At 74.5% G+C, this 15,490-nt stretch carries 16 protein-coding genes and 1 pseudogene; 9 read left to right on the top strand and 8 right to left on the bottom strand.

Annotation, left to right across the window (positions count from 1 at the left end; genetic code table 11):
- The first annotated feature begins 77 nt into the window (after window positions 1-77).
- Together ACZ4WZ_RS22850 and ACZ4WZ_RS22845 are read left to right on the top strand one after the other, a co-directional pair.
- Window positions 78-797, top strand: coding sequence for an AzlC family ABC transporter permease (locus ACZ4WZ_RS22850; RefSeq protein WP_467892970.1), 720 nt, complete (start codon window positions 78-80; stop codon window positions 795-797).
- Window positions 794-1,102 carry an AzlD domain-containing protein gene (locus tag ACZ4WZ_RS22845; RefSeq protein ID WP_388938167.1) on the top strand — a complete coding sequence of 103 codons (309 nt, stop codon included), beginning with the start codon at window positions 794-796 and terminating at the stop codon, window positions 1,100-1,102. Before ACZ4WZ_RS22850 ends, ACZ4WZ_RS22845 begins: the two co-directional genes overlap by 4 nt.
- A 46-nt stretch (window positions 1,103-1,148) precedes the next feature.
- On the opposite strand, the gene ACZ4WZ_RS22840 is transcribed toward ACZ4WZ_RS22845, so the two are convergent.
- Complete coding sequence (locus tag ACZ4WZ_RS22840) at window positions 1,149-2,153, bottom strand: hypothetical protein (RefSeq protein WP_467892938.1); 1,005 nt, start codon at window positions 2,151-2,153, stop codon at window positions 1,149-1,151.
- A gap of 80 nt (window positions 2,154-2,233) precedes the next feature.
- On the opposite strand from ACZ4WZ_RS22840, the gene ACZ4WZ_RS22835 reads away from it, so the two are divergent.
- Entirely contained in the window at window positions 2,234-2,428 is a 195-nt protein-coding gene (locus ACZ4WZ_RS22835) for a DUF3046 domain-containing protein (protein WP_388938171.1), read from the top strand.
- Window positions 2,429-2,747: 319 nt separating this feature from the next.
- Entirely contained in the window at window positions 2,748-3,839 is a 1,092-nt protein-coding gene (locus ACZ4WZ_RS22830; RefSeq protein WP_467892969.1) for an AI-2E family transporter, read from the top strand.
- On the opposite strand, the gene ACZ4WZ_RS22825 is transcribed toward ACZ4WZ_RS22830, so the two are convergent.
- Window positions 3,793-4,548 (bottom strand): Clp protease N-terminal domain-containing protein, encoded by a 756-nt coding sequence (locus tag ACZ4WZ_RS22825; RefSeq protein WP_467892937.1) that lies wholly within the window; start codon window positions 4,546-4,548, stop codon window positions 3,793-3,795. The genes ACZ4WZ_RS22830 and ACZ4WZ_RS22825 overlap by 47 nt on opposite strands.
- Before the next feature lie 130 nt (window positions 4,549-4,678).
- Here ACZ4WZ_RS22825 and ACZ4WZ_RS22820 point away from each other — a divergent pair, with 130 nt between their 5' ends.
- Window positions 4,679-5,251: an HPP family protein gene (locus ACZ4WZ_RS22820; RefSeq protein ID WP_467892935.1), complete on the top strand. Its 573-nt coding sequence runs from the start codon at window positions 4,679-4,681 to the stop codon at window positions 5,249-5,251.
- A 61-nt stretch (window positions 5,252-5,312) separates the two neighbouring features.
- On the opposite strand, the gene ACZ4WZ_RS22815 is transcribed toward ACZ4WZ_RS22820, so the two are convergent.
- The gene (locus ACZ4WZ_RS22815; protein ID WP_467892933.1) at window positions 5,313-5,738 is read right to left on the bottom strand and encodes a hypothetical protein; all 426 of its coding nucleotides are present in this window, start codon (window positions 5,736-5,738) and stop codon (window positions 5,313-5,315) included.
- A gap of 306 nt (window positions 5,739-6,044) precedes the next feature.
- Between ACZ4WZ_RS22815 and ACZ4WZ_RS22810 the strand changes: the two genes are divergently transcribed.
- Entirely contained in the window at window positions 6,045-6,875 is an 831-nt protein-coding gene (locus tag ACZ4WZ_RS22810) for a S1 family peptidase (RefSeq protein ID WP_467892931.1), read from the top strand.
- 210 nt (window positions 6,876-7,085) lie between these two features.
- Here the strand turns inward: ACZ4WZ_RS22810 and ACZ4WZ_RS22805 are convergent, their stop codons facing one another.
- Window positions 7,086-7,739: a TIGR04222 domain-containing membrane protein gene (locus ACZ4WZ_RS22805; protein ID WP_467892930.1), complete on the bottom strand. Its 654-nt coding sequence runs from the start codon at window positions 7,737-7,739 to the stop codon at window positions 7,086-7,088.
- Window positions 7,740-8,091: 352 nt separating this feature from the next.
- Between ACZ4WZ_RS22805 and recA the strand changes: the two genes are divergently transcribed.
- The 3 genes and pseudogenes from recA (at window position 8,092) to ACZ4WZ_RS22790 (ending at window position 12,434) form a co-directional block, all read left to right on the top strand.
- Window positions 8,092-9,198: a recombinase RecA gene (recA, locus tag ACZ4WZ_RS22800; RefSeq protein WP_467892928.1), complete on the top strand. Its 1,107-nt coding sequence runs from the start codon at window positions 8,092-8,094 to the stop codon at window positions 9,196-9,198.
- Window positions 9,120-9,776: pseudogene (gene recX / locus ACZ4WZ_RS22795) on the top strand (recombination regulator RecX); the annotation flags it as partial. The gene recA and the pseudogene recX, both read left to right, overlap by 79 nt.
- Window positions 9,777-9,890: 114 nt before the next feature.
- Entirely contained in the window at window positions 9,891-12,434 is a 2,544-nt protein-coding gene (locus tag ACZ4WZ_RS22790) for an FtsX-like permease family protein (RefSeq protein ID WP_467892927.1), read from the top strand.
- A gap of 68 nt (window positions 12,435-12,502) precedes the next feature.
- On the opposite strand, the gene ACZ4WZ_RS22785 is transcribed toward ACZ4WZ_RS22790, so the two are convergent.
- The 4 genes from ACZ4WZ_RS22785 to ACZ4WZ_RS22770 all read right to left on the bottom strand — a co-directional run bounded on the left by ACZ4WZ_RS22785 (window position 12,503) and on the right by ACZ4WZ_RS22770 (window position 15,207).
- Window positions 12,503-12,907 (bottom strand): rhodanese-like domain-containing protein, encoded by a 405-nt coding sequence (locus ACZ4WZ_RS22785; protein WP_467892926.1) that lies wholly within the window; start codon window positions 12,905-12,907, stop codon window positions 12,503-12,505.
- Window positions 12,904-13,437 carry a cupin domain-containing protein gene (locus tag ACZ4WZ_RS22780; RefSeq protein ID WP_467892924.1) on the bottom strand — a complete coding sequence of 178 codons (534 nt, stop codon included), beginning with the start codon at window positions 13,435-13,437 and terminating at the stop codon, window positions 12,904-12,906. Before ACZ4WZ_RS22780 ends, ACZ4WZ_RS22785 begins: the two co-directional genes overlap by 4 nt.
- Before the next feature lie 78 nt (window positions 13,438-13,515).
- Window positions 13,516-13,602 (bottom strand): putative leader peptide, encoded by an 87-nt coding sequence (locus ACZ4WZ_RS22775; RefSeq protein ID WP_311318651.1) that lies wholly within the window; start codon window positions 13,600-13,602, stop codon window positions 13,516-13,518.
- 33 nt (window positions 13,603-13,635) lie between these two features.
- On the bottom strand, window positions 13,636-15,207 hold the full coding sequence (locus tag ACZ4WZ_RS22770; protein ID WP_467892922.1) for an FAD-dependent oxidoreductase: 1,572 nt from the start codon (window positions 15,205-15,207) through the stop codon (window positions 13,636-13,638).
- Window positions 15,208-15,490 lie beyond the last annotated feature (283 nt).

The following is a 15,490-nucleotide window of genomic DNA, read 5'->3' as shown; positions in this document are numbered from 1 at the left end:
CCGGGCCGGCGCGCGCAAGAACGTACAAGACCCGCCCGCACCGCCCCGCGTACGTTCGCGGCGTGGGAGAACAACGAATGGTGATGCAGGAGGCCCCCCGGGGGGCCGTCGACGGCAGGCCGCGCGCCGCCGTCGTGCGGGATTCGCTCGGGGTCGGCGTGGCCGTCGGGCTGTCGGGGTTCGCGTTCGGGGTGACGGCGGCCGGGGCCGGGATCAGCGTGCTTCAGGCCTGTGCGCTGAGCCTGCTCGTCTTCACCGGCGCCTCGCAGTTCGCGCTGGTCGGAGCCCTCGCGGCGGGCGGGAACCCGTTCACCGCCGCCGCCGGGGCCTTCTTCCTCGGCACCCGCAACGCCTTCTACGGGCTGCGGCTGTCCCAGCTGCTCGCGCTGCCGAGGGCCGTACGGCCCCTCGCCGCGCACTGGGTGATCGACGAGACCACCGCCGTGGCCCTGGCACAGCCCGACCGCCGGTCGGCCCGGCTCGGCTTCACCGTGACCGGGCTCGCCCTGTACGTGCTGTGGAACCTCACCACCCTGCTGGGCGCGCTCGGCGCCGAGGCCATCGGGGACACCGCCGCGTGGGGGCTGGACGCCGCCGGACCCGCCGTGTTCCTCGCCCTGCTCGCGCCGATGCTGAAGAGCGCCACCGAGCGGGCCGTCGCCGCCCTCGCCCTGGTGCTGGGGCTGGGCTTCCTGCCGGTGCTGCCCGCCGGGGTGCCCGTACTGATCGCCGCACTGGCCGCGCCCGCGGTGCTGTGGCTGAAGGGCTGCCGATCGCCGAAGGGAGGGCGCTCGTGAACGTCTGGATCGCCATCGGGCTCACCGTCGCCGGATGCTACGCCGTCAAGCTCGCCGGACTGCTCGTGCCCGCGGGGGCCCTGGAGCGGCCCGTCGTACGGAGGCTCTCCGCCCTGCTGCCCGTCGCGCTGCTCGCCGCGCTCACCGCCCAGCAGACCTTCAGCACCGGCCACGCGCTGGTCCTCGACGCCCGGGCCGCCGGGCTCGCCGCCGCCGGGGCCGCGCTGCTGCTGCGGGCTCCGTTCCTGGTGGTCGTCGGCGCGGCGGTGGTGGTCACCGCGGGCGTCCGGGCCCTGGGAGGCTGACCCCGCCGCCCTCGGCCGTGTCGGCGAAGTCCCGCCTGGTCCGGCGCTACTTCGACGGCACAGCCTCGGCGGGCGCCCCCGGCGGCCGCCCGTACGCCCGCAGCGTCAGCAGGGCCTCCAGGGTGGCGATCGGCCGGCGCTCCAGCGAGCTGCCCGGTGCCCAGGCCCGGCGGCGGACCGGCCAGCCTCCGTCGGGCTGCTGCTCCGCCGCGAGGAAGTCCAGCGAGCGCCGCATCTCCTCGTCGGTGAACCAGCCTCGGGCCAGCGACTCCGGCCGCCGCGCGTAGTCGTACGGGAACAGCTGCTCGCCCGGTGCGCCGCCGGGCACGGCCGGGTACTCCGCGCGCCGGTCCGGTTTGAGCACCGCCAGCCGCCGCTCGCGCACCAGCCGGCCCAGCCGGTCGGCGGCCGCCGCGGCGCGGGCCCGGTCGGGGGCGCCGTCGAGGAAGGCCACCGCGCCGCGGACCTCGTAGGGGTGAGGGCGGCGCAGCGCCTCGACCCGCTCCCAGCAGAAGTCCGTGGCCCGGAACAGCCAGGCGTGCCAGATCCGGTTGCGGTGCAGCACCCCGACGACGGGGCCCGTGGTCAGCAGAGACCCCGGCGGGTCGTCGCACACCGGGTGGTAGGGGGCGGCCGGATAGTCGCGCGGGCCCGGGACGACCAGCGGGAGCGCGCCCTCCGGGGTGGAGACCCGGGTCAGGTGGCGGCAGAGCCGCTCGACGCGCTGCCCGGCGCACCGGCCGAGGCCGTCGAGGATCCGCAGGGCGTACGCGGTGTGCAGGGGCTGGCTCAGCGGGCCGCGCAGGTCGGGGTCGAGCGCGTGCCCGTAGCCCCCGTCCTGGCCGAGGTAGGAGCCGAGCGCGGCGTCCACCGCGTCGGGGTCCCCGCCGAGGAAGTGGAACGCGAACCGCCGCTGCTCCAGTACCCGGGCCGTCAGCCAGACGAACCGCTCGGCGCGGGCCAGCGGGGTGGACGCGGCGGGAAGGGCGGAGGGGGCCGAGGGTGCGGCCGGGCCCGGTGGGGCCGGCGCGGAAGCTTCGTCTCCAGGCATGCGTGACACCGTAGGGCGCGCGCACGGGGGCACAGGGGGCAACGGGGCCGGTGCACTCTCCGGGGCGGGATACTGGAGGCATGCGGTTGACGATTTTCTGGGAGCGGATGGCCGAGCACTTCGGCGCGGCCTACGCGGACTCCTTCGCCCGGGACCACGTGATGGCCGAACTGGGCGGGCGCACCGTCCACCAGGCGCTGGACGCCGGCTGGGAGGCCAAGGACGTGTGGCGCGCGGTGTGTTCCGCGATGGACGTGCCGGCCTCGCTGCGCTGACGCGCTGACGCACCGCCCGGGCCGCCCCCGCGCGGGACCGGCGGGCGCGCGCCGCGGGCGGACGGCTGCGTGGTCAGGGCGGACGGTGGGACAGACTGGACGCGTGGCAGCGAAAGACGAGACGACCGGCCGGCCCGAAGCCCCGCAGGACGCGGGGCTTCGGGCCGGCCCCGCGGCCCCGGCGGGGCCGCCCTTCCCGGGGCGGGGCGACGCGGACGGCGGGCCCGGGAACCCTTCGCCCGGTACCGTCCCGGCGACGGGCGCGGGCGGCGGGGCCGAGGGCCCGCCCGGCACCGCCGGGGCGGGCGCGGACGCGCGGATGCCCCGCTGGCTGCCGCGCGCCGTGGTCCTCGTACTGGCCCTCGTCGCGTGCTTCCAGCTCGGCAGCTGGGCCTTCCACCAGCTGACCGGGCTGCTCGTCAACATCCTGATCGCGTTCTTCCTCGCGCTCGCGATCGAACCGGCCGTGGCCAGGATGGCGGCCCGCGGCATGCGCCGCGGGCTCGCCACCTTCCTGGTGTTCCTGGCCGTGTTCGCCTTCGCCGCCGGATTCCTCGCGCTGCTCGGCTCCATGCTCGCCGGGCAGATCATCGAGATGGTCGAGGGCTTCCCGCGCTACCTCGACTCGGTGATCGACTCGATCAACCGGACCTTCCGCACCGAACTGTCCCGGCTGGAGATCCAGGACAGCCTGCTGCATTCCGAGTGGCTCCAGAAGTACGTGCAGAACAGCGCCAGCGGCGTGCTCGACGTGTCCGCCACCGTGCTCGGCGGGCTCTTCAGGCTGCTGACGGTCTTCCTGTTCTCCTTCTACTTCGCCGCCGACGGGCCCAGGCTGCGGCGCGCGCTGTGCTCCGTACTGCCGCCCGCCAAGCAGCGCGAGGTGCTGCGCGCCTGGGAGATCGCCGTGGTGAAGACGGGCGGCTACCTCTACTCGCGCGGACTGATGGCGCTGGTCTCGGGCCTCGCGCACTACGTCCTCTTCGCGGTGCTCGAGGTGCCGTACGCGCCCGCGCTCGCCGTGTGGGTGGGGCTGGTCTCGCAGTTCATCCCCACCATCGGCACCTATCTGGCGGGCGCGCTGCCGATCCTGATCGCGTTCGCCGTCAATCCTTGGTTCGCCCTGTACGTCCTCGGGTTCGTGGTGGTGTACCAGCAGTTCGAGAACTACGTGCTCCAGCCGAAGCTGACCTCCAAGACGGTGGACATCCACCCCGCCGTGGCCTTCGGGTCGGTCATCGCGGGCACCGCCCTGCTGGGCGCGGTCGGGGCGCTCATCGCGATCCCGGCCGTCGCCACCCTGCAGGCCTTCCTCGGCGCGTACGTGAAGCGGTACGAGCTGACGGGCGCGGCGGCCGGCGGGGCTACTTCTCTCCGTCGCCGCCGAGTACGGCTCCGAGGACTTCGGTGACGGTCGCCTCGGCGGCGGCCTTGTCGAGGCCGGCGCCGCTGAGCGGGCCCTCGCCGTTCTCCAGCTCCAGGAGCGCGAGCAGGACGTGCTCGGTGCCGACGTAGCCGTGGCCCAGGCGCAGCGCCTCGCGGAAGGTGAGCTCCAGGGCCTTCTTGGCGTTCGCGTCGAAGGGGACGAGCTCGGGGACGTCCTGCTCCGCCGGGGGCAGTGAGGCGGTCGCGGCGGCGCGCAGGGCTTCCGGGGTGACGCCGCGGGCGGTGAGGACGTGGCCCGCCAGGCCCTCGGGTTCGGCGAGCAGGCCGAGCAGCAGGTGCTCGGTGCGGATCTCGGTGTTGCCGGCCGCGCGGGCCTCGTTCTGCGCGGACATGACGACGTTGCGGGCGCGGGGGGTGAAGCGGCCGAAGCCCGCGTTCGGGTCGAGGCCCGGGTCGCCGTCCTTGTCCGCCTTGGGGACGAAGCGCTTCTGCGCGGCCTGGCGGGTGACGCCCATGCTGCGGCCGATGTCGGTCCAGGAGGCGCCGGAGCGGCGGGCCTGGTCGACGAAGTGGCCGATGAGGTGGTCGGCCACGTCGCCGAGGTGTTCGGCGGCGACGACGGCGTCGCTGAGCTGGTCGAGGGTGTCGGAGTGGACCTTCTTGATGGCCTCGATCAGGTCGTCGAGGCGTACCGGGTTGGTCATGCGAACGGGTTCCACCGAAGGGTTCGTCATGGATGCAACCCTAGGTTGACAGTCGAGGGGTGTCAACCAAAGGTTGTCACTCGGGCGGCGTCCGGGGTGGCCGGAGCGCGTGGGGCTGTCGTATAGGGCTGGGATGTGAGGGGTGCGTAGATCTGGCCCCATGAGCGTGGACACGAGTGACACCCGTACCGGCCGGGCCGCGAAGGCGCCCGGTCGCGGCCGCCCGGCCCTCCCGAACCCGCTGGCGGGGCGGGCCCCCGCGCCCGCGTCGCCCGCCCGGGTCACCGCCCTGCACAGCGGCGGGGTGGCGGCGGCGGCGCTGCTGGCGCTCGTCGGCATCGGCGCGGTCCTGCGCGAGCCGGTGCTGATCCCGCCGATCGCGGCGAGCGCGGCGATCGTCTACGGCGTACCCGCGCTGCCGCTGGCGCAGCCGCGCAGCGTCGTCGCCGGGCACCTGCTGTGCGCGGCGGTGGGCTACCTGGGGCTGGCCCTGCTGGGGGGCGCGCCGTGGGTGGCGGCGCTGGCGGCGGGGCTGGCGGTGGGGGTCATGACCTTGGCCCGGACCCCGCATTCGCCGGCGGCGGCGACCACTGTGGTGGTGGTGCTCCAGGCGCCGGATCCGGTGGTGTTCGTACCGCTGCTCGCGGGGGCGGCGATGCTGCTGGTGCTGGCGGGGATGGCGGCCTCGCGCGCGCGGCGGGGGGCGGTGCGGTACCCCGTGTACTGGTGGTGAGCGGGGCGGGGGCGGAGGGGGCTGGGGACGGGTCCCCTCCGCCGTGCCGGACCGTCGGGCGTCAGGCGGCGGGCTGGCCCTGACCCGTGAGCAGGCCGAGCAGCTGGTCCATCTCGCCGCGCCAGATGCGGTGCACGTTCATCCGGGTCGGTGCGGCCTGCCCGGGCAGCTGCATGCGGAACGAGCTCCAGACGGCGTTGCGCTTGACCTCGGTGATGCTGCCGGCGGCCTCGGCGGGCGATATCGCGAAGACGATCTCCTGGGGGCGGTTGCTCATGCGGCTCGCCTTGTGGAGCACCACGGCCTGCTCGGTCACGGTGACGAAGTAGTACGAGAGGAACGCCTGGCCGATGAGGCCGAGCATGCTCATCAGCCACACGCTGGGGCCGGCGATGGCCTGGATCGTGACGATGGGCCGGTCGGCGGGGTTGGCCTGGGCGAGGGCGTCTGCCACCTGCTGCTGGATCGTGGCCTTCTTGATGGCCATGGGTCCTCCTGAGCGGAATTTCGGGGCCCCCGTCGTCGGGGGCACCGCAGAGTACCGGCCGTTCCGGGGGCCTTCCGGCGCGGCCCGGGGGGCTGGCCCGTGCGCCCCGGTATCGACAGTCCCGCCCGCCTCGTGGGGTGTTGGAATGATTGCTTCCGGATGGCTTCCCGGTGGGCTTCCGGCCGTTCCGGTGGATCCGGTCCTCAACGGGGAAGGCCCTCTTGTGAGTTGCTGCCCTCTGGTTTGAGAATGCGCATGACAACCGAAGGATCTTCGGTCGCATCCGTCACCAGAGGGGACCCCCACATGAACAAGCCTCTCGCCGCCGTCGCGCTCTCCTTACTCCTGACCGGAGCGGCAGCGGCCCCGGCCATGGCCTCGGCCACCGACACCGCGCCCGCCGTCGCGGTCACCTACGCGGGCACGGTCGCGCTCAGCAACTGCTCCGGCTCCGTCGTCCGCGCCCCCGGCTCCCAGCCCGGCGACCCCGCGCTCGTCCTGTCCAACGGCCACTGCCTGGAAACCGGTTTCCCGGCGCCCGGCGAGGTCCTCGTGAACCGGGCGTCCAGCCGTACGTTCTCCCTGCTCAACGCCGCCGGCTCGAAGGTCGCGACGCTGCGCGCCAGCAAGATCGCGTACGGGACGATGACCGACACGGACGTCTCGCTCTACCAGCTGACCACGACGTACGCGCAGATCCAGAGCCAGTACGGGATCAGCGCGCTCACCCTCAACGACGCCCGGCCGGCGCAGGGTTCGGCCATCAAGGTCGTCTCCGGCTACTGGAAGCGCACCTACAGCTGCAACGTCGACGGGTTCGCGTACCGCCTCAAGGAGGGCGCCTGGACCTGGAAGGACTCGGTCCGCTACACCTCGTCCTGCAACACCATCGGCGGCACCTCGGGCTCCCCGGTCATCGACACGACCACCGGCAAGGTCGTCGCCGTCAACAACACGGGCAACGAGGCCGGCCAGCGCTGCACGGACAACAACCCGTGCGAGGTGGACGAGAGCGGCAACGTCACGGTCCGCCGGGGCATCAACTACGCCCAGCAGACCTACACCCTCGTCCCCTGCATCGGCCCCGGCAACCAGATCGACCTGACCCGCCCCGGCTGCGCGGTCCCGAAGCCGTAACCCCACCCGGTATCCACCCCCGAGCCCCGGCCGCCCACGGCGCCGGGGCTCGGTCTGGGCGGGGTCCGGCGCCCGATCCGCGACGCGGTGCGGCACGCACAACCGGGGAGGACGACCGCGGGCACTGGGGTGACGCAGGTCGCCGACCGGAAGGCTCGGTCACCTGCACCGCCCGTGTCCTGTCCCCGTAGTGAAGTGGCCCGTGAGCGCTTACTCGCCTCCGCCGCCGCCGCCTCCGCCGCCGCCTCCTCCTCCGTCTCCGCCGCCACCTCCGCCGCCACCTCCGCCGCCTCCGCTGTCGAAGTATGGAGCGGAGTCGACGTCCAGGCGCGAGAACCTGCGCCCCGACGTCGGACCCTGGCGGCCGCGCCTCGGAGTGGGGCCGTGACGTGGCGGGACCGCCTGAGTGCGGCCGACCGGGTGTCGCACCGTCGCGTCCAGGAGGCGCGCGGCCCCGCGCAGGACGTACTCGGGCATGTCCGGATCACGCTCGGCCTGCTGGAGGTGTCGCCGGCCCGCACGGGTCGGCTGACGGTCCGCGCCCGCCACCAGGCCCCATACGGCCAGCCCGCGGCCGATCTCTTCGATCTCCGGGGAGCGTCGCAGGCCGGCCCGTACGCTGTCGATGCTCTTGGCGTGCCCGCAGAAGGCGACCACGGCGCGCTCGACCGCGTGCGGGGGCTGCTCCTCATCCACCGTACGCACCTGCGAGGCGTGCACCACGAGCAGCCCGCGCCGGTTCAGCGCGATGACCGCGCTGTCCACCACCCGCCGGGCCCCGCCCGCCAGGAACGCCACGTCGTACACATCCAGAGCCCGCGTCTCGCCCGAGCCCCTCACGATCCACCGGAACACCCGCCCCATAGCTGATCCGCCCCCGTTTCGGCCCACTTCGCCTGTCGGCAGTGTCACCTGACAGCACAGCGGCCAACCCTCTTCCCTTCATCTCAGAGCAACACTTGAGCTACGGCCGTGGCCGCGGCCACGGCAGCGCGTGGGGCGCACACACCTGGCCGACGACGGCCCGCGCGATCAAGCTCCGACGGCACGGGACAAACCGCCCGCCGGGGTGGCGCGTGGCTGGCTTGACAGAGAAATCGAACATCCATTCTGATGGGTTATCCACAGCCAGGACGGGCGTGGGAGCGCATTGTCAGTGGCAGGCGTTAGCGTCAATGGCGTGAAGCGATCGACTCAAGCAAACCGGGTGGAACCCATGGCAGGCACCGACCGCGAGAAGGCTCTCGACGCCGCGCTCGCACAGATTGAACGGCAATTCGGCAAGGGTGCGGTCATGCGCCTCGGCGACAAGCCGAACGACCCCATCGAGGTCATCCCCACCGGGTCGACCGCGCTGGACATCGCCCTCGGCGTCGGCGGTCTGCCGCGCGGCCGTGTGGTCGAGATCTACGGCCCGGAGTCCTCCGGTAAGACGACCCTGACCCTGCACGCCGTGGCCAACGCGCAGAAGGCCGGCGGCACCGTGGCCTTCGTGGACGCCGAGCACGCGCTCGACCCCGAATACGCCAAGGCCCTCGGCGTGGACACCGACAACCTCATCCTGTCCCAGCCGGACACCGGTGAGCAGGCGCTCGAGATCGTCGACATGCTGGTCCGCTCCGGCGCGCTCGACCTGATCGTCATCGACTCCGTCGCGGCGCTCGTACCGCGCGCGGAGATCGAGGGTGAGATGGGCGACTCCCACGTGGGTCTCCAGGCCCGCCTGATGAGCCAGGCGCTCCGCAAGATCACCGGTGCGCTGAACCAGTCCAAGACCACCGCGATCTTCATCAACCAGCTCCGCGAGAAGATCGGCGTGATGTTCGGCTCGCCGGAGACCACGACCGGTGGCCGCGCGCTAAAGTTCTACGCCTCCGTGCGCATCGACATCCGCCGCATCGAGACCCTGAAGGACGGCACGGAGGCGGTCGGCAACCGCACCCGCTGCAAGGTCGTCAAGAACAAGGTCGCGCCTCCCTTCAAGCAGGCCGAGTTCGACATCCTCTACGGCCAGGGCATCAGCCGCGAGGGCGGCCTGATCGACATGGGCGTGGAGCACGGCTTCATCCGCAAGGCCGGCGCCTGGTACACGTACGAGGGTGACCAGCTGGGCCAGGGCAAGGAGAACGCCCGCAACTTCCTGAAGGACAACCCCGACCTCGCCAACGAGATCGAGCGGAAGATCAAGGAGAAGCTCGGCGTGGGCGTCCGCAAGGACAGCGAGGCCGTCGAGCCCGCCGCCGCGCCGGCGGCCGACGCCTCCGTGCCCGCCCCGGCGTCGAAGGCCAAGCCGGCGGCCAAGGCCGCCGTGGCCAAGAGCTGACCGTGCGGGAAGAGCAGGAGAGGGGCGGCAGGGCGAGGGGTGGCCGTGAGGGCCGCCAGGAGCTGCCGCCCCAGAGTCCCGAGGAGCAGGCGCGGGCGATCTGCCTGCGCCTGCTCACCGGGATGCCGCGCACCCGGCGGCAGCTCGAGGAGGCCCTGGCGAAACGGGGCATCCCCGAGGAGGTGTCGCAGGAAGTCCTCTCCCGGTACGAGGAGGTGGGCCTGATCGACGACGCCGCCTTCGCCGGGGCCTGGGTGGAGTCCCGGCACCGCGGCCGGGGCCTGGCCCGCCGGGCGCTCGCGCAGGAGCTGCGGACCAAGGGGGTGCACACCACCCTCGTCCAGGAAGCCCTGGAGCAGCTCGACTCCGAGCAGGAGGAGAAGACCGCCCGGGAACTCGTGGAGCGCAAGCTCCGCGGCACCCGGGGGCTGGAGCGGGACAAGCGGCTCCGGCGCCTCGCCGGGATGCTCGCCCGCAAGGGATACCCGGAGGGCATGGCCCTGCGGGTGGTCCGGCGCGCGCTGGAGGCCGAGGCCGAGTGCGGGGACGCCGACGAGCCGGGGTATCCCGGGCACTGAGCCCGGTCCGGCGGCCGGCCCCGGGGCGGCGGCCCGGGGGTGGGGGTAGCCCCCGGACGAGGACGCCGGGGCGCTCCAGTGCCGGGAAACCGGTGCGCGGCCAGAGTAGACCGCATGATGCTGCGTTACGCCCTTCAGACCCTCCGGGACCGCAAGGCCGGCTTCCTCGGAGCCTTCGTCGCGCTCCTGTGCGCGGCGGCCCTGATCACCGCCTGCGGCACCCTCCTGGAGACCGGACTCCGCGGCCGGATCGCCCCCGAGCGCTACGCGGGCACCCCGGTGGTCGTCTCCGCCGACCAGAACGTCCACCAGACGACGGTCAAGGAGAAGAAGGGCAAGACCAAGACGAAGCACAAGGCCAAGCCCGTCGCCGAGCGGGCCTGGCTCCCCGCCTCCACCGTGGAGACCGTACGTTCCGTCCCGGGCGTCGAGCACGCCGTGCCCGAGCTGACCTTCCAGGCCGTGCCGATGGTCAACGCGCCCGGCGGCACGGCGAAGCCCTCGTACGGACACGCCTGGACCTCCACCGTCCTCACCCCCTTCACCCTCGCCGAAGGCCACGCCCCCCGCGGCGGTGACGAGGTCGTCGTCGACCGCGCACTGGCCGCCCGGGCGGGACTCGGCGCCGGAGCCCGGCTGACCGTGCAGGCCACCGGCGAGCCCAAGACGTACACCGTCAGCGGCATCGCGCGGACCGCCCACGGCGACCCCGGCCGACAGACCTCGCTGTTCTTCAGCGACGCCGAGGCCGAGCGGCTCGCCGCCCGCGCCGGACAGGTCAGCGCCATCGGTGTGCTGCCCCGGCCCGGAGCGGACGCCGCAGAGCTCGCCGGCCGCGTCGCGAAGGCCCTGGCCGGCACCCCCGGGGGCGCCACCGCACAGGTGGCCGCCGGCGACGACCGCGGTCCGGTCGAGTTCCTCGACGCCGCAGGAGCACGGATCAAGCTGGTCTCCATGGGCGGGGCCATGGGCGGCACCTCGCTGCTGGTCGCGATCCTCGTGGTCGTCGGCACCTTCGCCCTCTCCGTGCAGCAGCGCTACCGCGAACTGGCCCTGCTGCGCGCCATCGCCGCCACCCCCAAGCAGCTGCGCCGCATGATCGGCCGCGAAGCGCTGCTCGTGGGCCTGGCCGCCGGAATCACCGGCTCCCTCGCCGGACTGCCCCTGGCCGCCTGGCTGCACGGCCGCTTCGTCGCCACCGGCGTGGTCCCGGCCACCCTGGAGCGCACCGCCGGGATCTTCCCGATGTTCGCCGCCGTCGGAGCGAGCCTGCTCGGGGCCTGGGCCGCCGCGCGGATCACCGGACGGCGGATCGCCCGGATCCGCCCCGCCGAGGCGCTGGCCGAAGCCGCCGTCGAGCGCGGACGCCCCGCCTGGATCCGGATCGCGGCCGGACTGCTCCTGCTGGCCGGCGGGGCGGTGCTGGTCGTCGTCCTCGGCTCGCTGCGCACCGAGCCCGCCTCCACCCCGGTCACCTTCCTCGCCGTGGTCGTACTGGCCGGCGCGGTGTCGCTGCTCGGACCGCTGCTGGTCCGGCTCGCGACCGCGCTGCTCGCCGGACCACTGCGGCTGGCCGGCCCCGGCGGCCGCCTGGCCACCGCGAACCTGCGCGGCAACGCCACCCGCATGGCCTCCGCCGTCACCCCGCTCACCCTGCTGATCGGCATGACCTGCACCGTGCTCTTCGTCACCCCGACGCTCGGCGACGCGGCCCGCGCCCAGGCCCGCGACGGGATCCGGGCCCAGTGGGTCCTCACCCCGCAGGGCCCCGGAGTGAGCGCCGACGCCGCCGAGCGGATCCGCCGTACGCCCGGCGTCACGGCGGCCACCGAGATCGTGCACACCTCGGTACGGGTCGGCCTGACCAAGTACGCGGCCCAGGGCGTGACCCCGGAAGGCCTCACCCGTACCTGGGACCCGCAGGTCACCCGGGGCAGCCTGGACGGCTTCGGCCCGGGCGGCGTCGCCGTCAGCGAACTCGCCGCCGACCAGCTGGGACTGAACCCCGGCAGCCCGCTGAAGCTGGCCCTGGGCGACGGGACGCCGGTGACGCTGACGGTGACCGCCGTGTACGCGCGGGGGCTGGGCTTCGGAGACCTGACGCTGCCGCACGGCCTGCTGGCCGCGCACGTCGACAACCCCCTCGCCACCGCCGTGCTCGTCGCGGCCGAGCCGGCCGTCGGGCGGGAACAGCTGGCCGCGCCGGGCGTGTCGGTGCTGTCCGCGGCCGAGGCCGACGCGGCGAGGGCGGAGCGGCAGGCGGCCGGAGCCGAGATCAACCTGCTGGCCATGGGCCTGGTGCTGGCCTTCACCGCCATCGCCGTGGTCAACACCCTGGCGATGTCCACCGCCGAGCGGTTCCGGGAGTTCGCGATGCTGCGCCTGGCCGGGGCGAAGCGGCGGCAGGTACTGCGGATGCTCCGTACGGAGACCCTGGCCGTACTGCTGATCGGCGCGGTGCTGGGATCGGGGATCTCCCTGGCCGTACTGACCGCGTTCAGCGTGGGCATGACGGGGTCAGCGGCGCCGGCGGTGCTGCCGCTGGTGTACGCGGTGGTGGTCGGCGCGGCCGCGCTGCTGGCCCTGACCGCCACCGCCCTTCCGGGCCGGGCCGCGCTCCGGCGGCGCCCGGTGGAGGTGGCCACGTCCAAGGCGTAGCCCGGGCCCGGTGGCGTCCCGCCCCTCCCTCGCCGGACGGAACCCGGCGGAGGAGGGGCAGGGGCACGTCAGGAAGGGGCGGTGGTGGGCAGGCCCGCGGCGCGCCACGCCTGGAAGCCGCCCGTGAGGTCCGTCGCGCGGCGCAGGCCCAGCCCGTGCAGGGAAGCGACGGCCAGCGAGGACGCGTAGCCCTCGTTGCAGATCACCACCACCCGCAGGTCGTGGGAACCGGCCTGCGGCAGCCGGTGGGAGCCCTGGGGGTCCAGGCGCCACTCCAGCTCGTTGCGCTCCACGACCACCGCGCCCGGGATCAGTCCGTCCCGCTCGCGCAGCGCCTGGTAGCGGATGTCCACCAGCAGGGCGTCACCGGCCCGCCAGGCGTCGTGGGCCTCCCGCGGGCCGACGCGGGTGTACGTCGCGCGGACCCGCTCCAGCAGCTCGTCGACGCCGGCCGGCGGCACGGCGGCGCTCACTGCCAGTCCGCCGGGCGCTCGACGTGCTCCAGGCGGAGCACCGGACCGCTGCGGCCGTACCGGCGGATCAGCGGCAGCGGCGGATAGTAGGCGTGGACGGAGACCGCGTGCTCCGAGGGGGACTCGTTGAGCACCTCGTGGACGTGGTGCTCGCCGAAGGCCCGCCCGCTGACCGCGCCGAGGCTGCGGCTGCGGTCCACACCGGGGGACAGCTCCAGGCTCCGCCAGCCCTCCGAGGGCAGACGCACCGTCAGGGAGCGCTCGGTGAGCCGCCCCCGCGCGGTGGCGAACGCGCCCCGGGACTCGGCGTGGTCGTGCCAGCCGGTGCCGGTGCCCGGCGGCCAGCCGATCAGCCAGGCCTCACTGCCGCCCGGCCCGTCGAGCCGGATCCAGGTCCGGCCCTCCGGGTCGAGGGGGAGCGAGTCGACGATCGCGGGGTCGGCGGCGGTGCGCAGGGCGAAGTCGAGCAGTTCCGCCGCCGTCGGGGCCGCGGAGCGGGCAGGGGCGTGCGTGGACAAGGGCGAAGGCATGGGTGGTGACCGTCCTGGGGTTCGCGAAGGTGCGCGCGCCGGCCGGCAGGGCACGGGGGCGCGCGGAGGGAAGGCGAATCAGCAGGAAGGGCGACACACGCAGCCCGCGTAGCGGAGCAGGTCCATGTGGACCCTCCGCCACAGGCGTACGTCGTTGCCGGTCATGGCGGCGAGTGAACCACGCGCCCCCGTGACCGGTCAATCGATCACAGGGGCGGGTGTGGCGGGAGCGCCCGCCGGGGCTCCCGCCCGGACGGCGTCGGCCGCCTCGTACAGCTCGGCCGGCCGGACCCCCGCGAAGGTGGCCGCCAGGTGCCCGTCGGGCCGCACCAGGAGCACGGTGTGCGCCGGAGCCCCCGGGTAGCCGTCGGCGACCAGCAGGTCGGCCGGGACCGGCAGGGCGCTCACCGCCGCCGCGAGACGAGGCATCACCCCGGCTCCCAGCCAGTGCCGCCGGTCCCACACCCCGGTGCCCGGCGCGACCAGCAGCACCAGCAGCCGGCCCCGCCCCAGCAGGTCGCGCAGCGGGACGGTGGCTCCGTCGGGCGCGGTCACCGGTACGTTCGCCACGGGCCCGCCCGGCTCCGTCGCCGTCGGGACCTCGCGTACGGCCACGGGCGGGGCGTACACGGGCTGCGCGCCCAGCGGCCCCCGCCCCAGGTGCCCGTCGGTCAGCAGGGCCTCCGCGGACCGCCCGGTCCCCGGCAAAAGGGTGCGCAGCCCGCCACCGCCGCGCAGTACGGGCACGGCCTGGTCGGCGGCGCGCAGCCGGGCGGCCACCGCGGTGCGCCGTTCGCCCTCGTAGCTGTCGAGCAGGGCCTCGGAGGCCCCCTGGTGCCAGGCCAGGGCCAGCTTCCAGGCGAGGTTCTCCGCGTCGCGCATCCCCTCCTCGACGCCCTGGGTGCCGACCGCGCCCAGCAGGTGCGCGGCGTCCCCGACGAGGAAGGCCCGGCCGTCGCGCCAGCGCAGGGCCAGCCGGTGGTGGAGCGTGTGCACCCCGGTGTCGATGAGGTCGTACGGAGGAGTCGTGCCGCCGCACCACAGGGCCAGCGTGTCCCGGATGAGGGTGACGAGTGCGTCCGGGGTGACGAGGTCCCCGCGCGCGGGCAGCAGCCAGTCGAGCCGCCACACCCCGTCGGGCAGCGGCCGGGCGGTGATCTCCTCCGGCCCGGACGGCGGGCTGCGGTGCAGCAACGCTTCGCCCGGCCAGGGCAGTTCGGCACGCAGGGCGGCCACGGCGTGCCGCTCGACGGCGGTCCGGCCCGGGAAGCGGATGCCGAGCAGCTTGCGCACCGTGGAGCGGGCCCCGTCGCAGCCGACGAGGTGGCTGCCGCGCCACCAGGTGGTCTCGGCGCCCCGGGTGCGCGCGGTGACCCCGTGGCCGTCCTGCTCGAGGGAGTCCAGCTTGGCGCCGGTGACCAGCTGGACCAGGGGGTGCGCCGCGGCGGCGTCGCGCAGGCCGCGCACGAGGGCGTGCTGCGGCAGGTGCAGGGGGGCGCCCGGGCCTTCGAAGGTGATCCGGCGGGACTCCTGACGCCGCCTGATGGTGCGCCAGGCCGCGTACGGCGCGCCCTCGTCGCGCAGGGTCGTGCAGCCCAGCCGGTGGGCCATGGCCGCGGTGTCGGTGTGCAGGACGACGCTGCGGGCGGGCCGGGGCTCCTCCTTGCCGGGCCCCTCGTCGAGCAGGACGCTGGGCACGCCGTGGCCGGCGAGGGCGAGGGACAGGGACAGCCCGACGGGCCCCGCGCCGACGACGATCACCGGGTCCATGATGCGGCTCCCGATGTCCGGTATGTGATCACAGAACGTATGCAACCCACTGGAAGTTCCGGCGTCAAGTGACACCGGGGGGCTGGAGTCGGTGAGGGGCCCGGCCGTCCAGAGGAATGCGGGCGTGAGGTGTCGGGCCCGAGTAGTCGTAGGTACCGAACAGGCGTGGGGGGGGGGGGGGGGGGGGGGGGGGGGGGGGGGGAGGGAAGAGGGGGGGGGGGGGGGGGGGGGGGGGGGGGGGGGGGGGGGGGGGGGGGAGGGAGGGGGGGGGGGGGAGGGGGGT

This window comes from Streptomyces sp. NPDC029122 (genome assembly GCF_055569445.1).
Note: the sequence above shows the minus strand (reverse complement) of the source record. Positions and strands in the feature narration are given on the sequence as shown.

Coding starts and splice junctions, on each gene's coding strand:
- ACZ4WZ_RS22850 (WP_467892970.1), top strand. CDS start 78: ATGGTGATGCAGGAGGCCCCCCGGGGGGCCGTCGACGGCAGGCCGCGC.
- ACZ4WZ_RS22840 (WP_467892938.1), bottom strand. CDS start 2,153: ATGCCTGGAGACGAAGCTTCCGCGCCGGCCCCACCGGGCCCGGCCGCA.
- ACZ4WZ_RS22835 (WP_388938171.1), top strand. CDS start 2,234: ATGCGGTTGACGATTTTCTGGGAGCGGATGGCCGAGCACTTCGGCGCG.
- ACZ4WZ_RS22830 (WP_467892969.1), top strand. CDS start 2,748: ATGCCCCGCTGGCTGCCGCGCGCCGTGGTCCTCGTACTGGCCCTCGTC.
- ACZ4WZ_RS22825 (WP_467892937.1), bottom strand. CDS start 4,548: ATGACGAACCCTTCGGTGGAACCCGTTCGCATGACCAACCCGGTACGC.
- ACZ4WZ_RS22820 (WP_467892935.1), top strand. CDS start 4,679: ATGAGCGTGGACACGAGTGACACCCGTACCGGCCGGGCCGCGAAGGCG.
- ACZ4WZ_RS22815 (WP_467892933.1), bottom strand. CDS start 5,738: ATGGCCATCAAGAAGGCCACGATCCAGCAGCAGGTGGCAGACGCCCTC.
- ACZ4WZ_RS22810 (WP_467892931.1), top strand. CDS start 6,045: ATGAACAAGCCTCTCGCCGCCGTCGCGCTCTCCTTACTCCTGACCGGA.
- ACZ4WZ_RS22805 (WP_467892930.1), bottom strand. CDS start 7,739: ATGGGGCGGGTGTTCCGGTGGATCGTGAGGGGCTCGGGCGAGACGCGG.
- recA (WP_467892928.1), top strand. CDS start 8,092: ATGGCAGGCACCGACCGCGAGAAGGCTCTCGACGCCGCGCTCGCACAG.
- ACZ4WZ_RS22790 (WP_467892927.1), top strand. CDS start 9,891: ATGATGCTGCGTTACGCCCTTCAGACCCTCCGGGACCGCAAGGCCGGC.
- ACZ4WZ_RS22780 (WP_467892924.1), bottom strand. CDS start 13,437: ATGCCTTCGCCCTTGTCCACGCACGCCCCTGCCCGCTCCGCGGCCCCG.
- ACZ4WZ_RS22775 (WP_311318651.1), bottom strand. CDS start 13,602: ATGACCGGCAACGACGTACGCCTGTGGCGGAGGGTCCACATGGACCTG.
- ACZ4WZ_RS22770 (WP_467892922.1), bottom strand. CDS start 15,207: ATGGACCCGGTGATCGTCGTCGGCGCGGGGCCCGTCGGGCTGTCCCTG.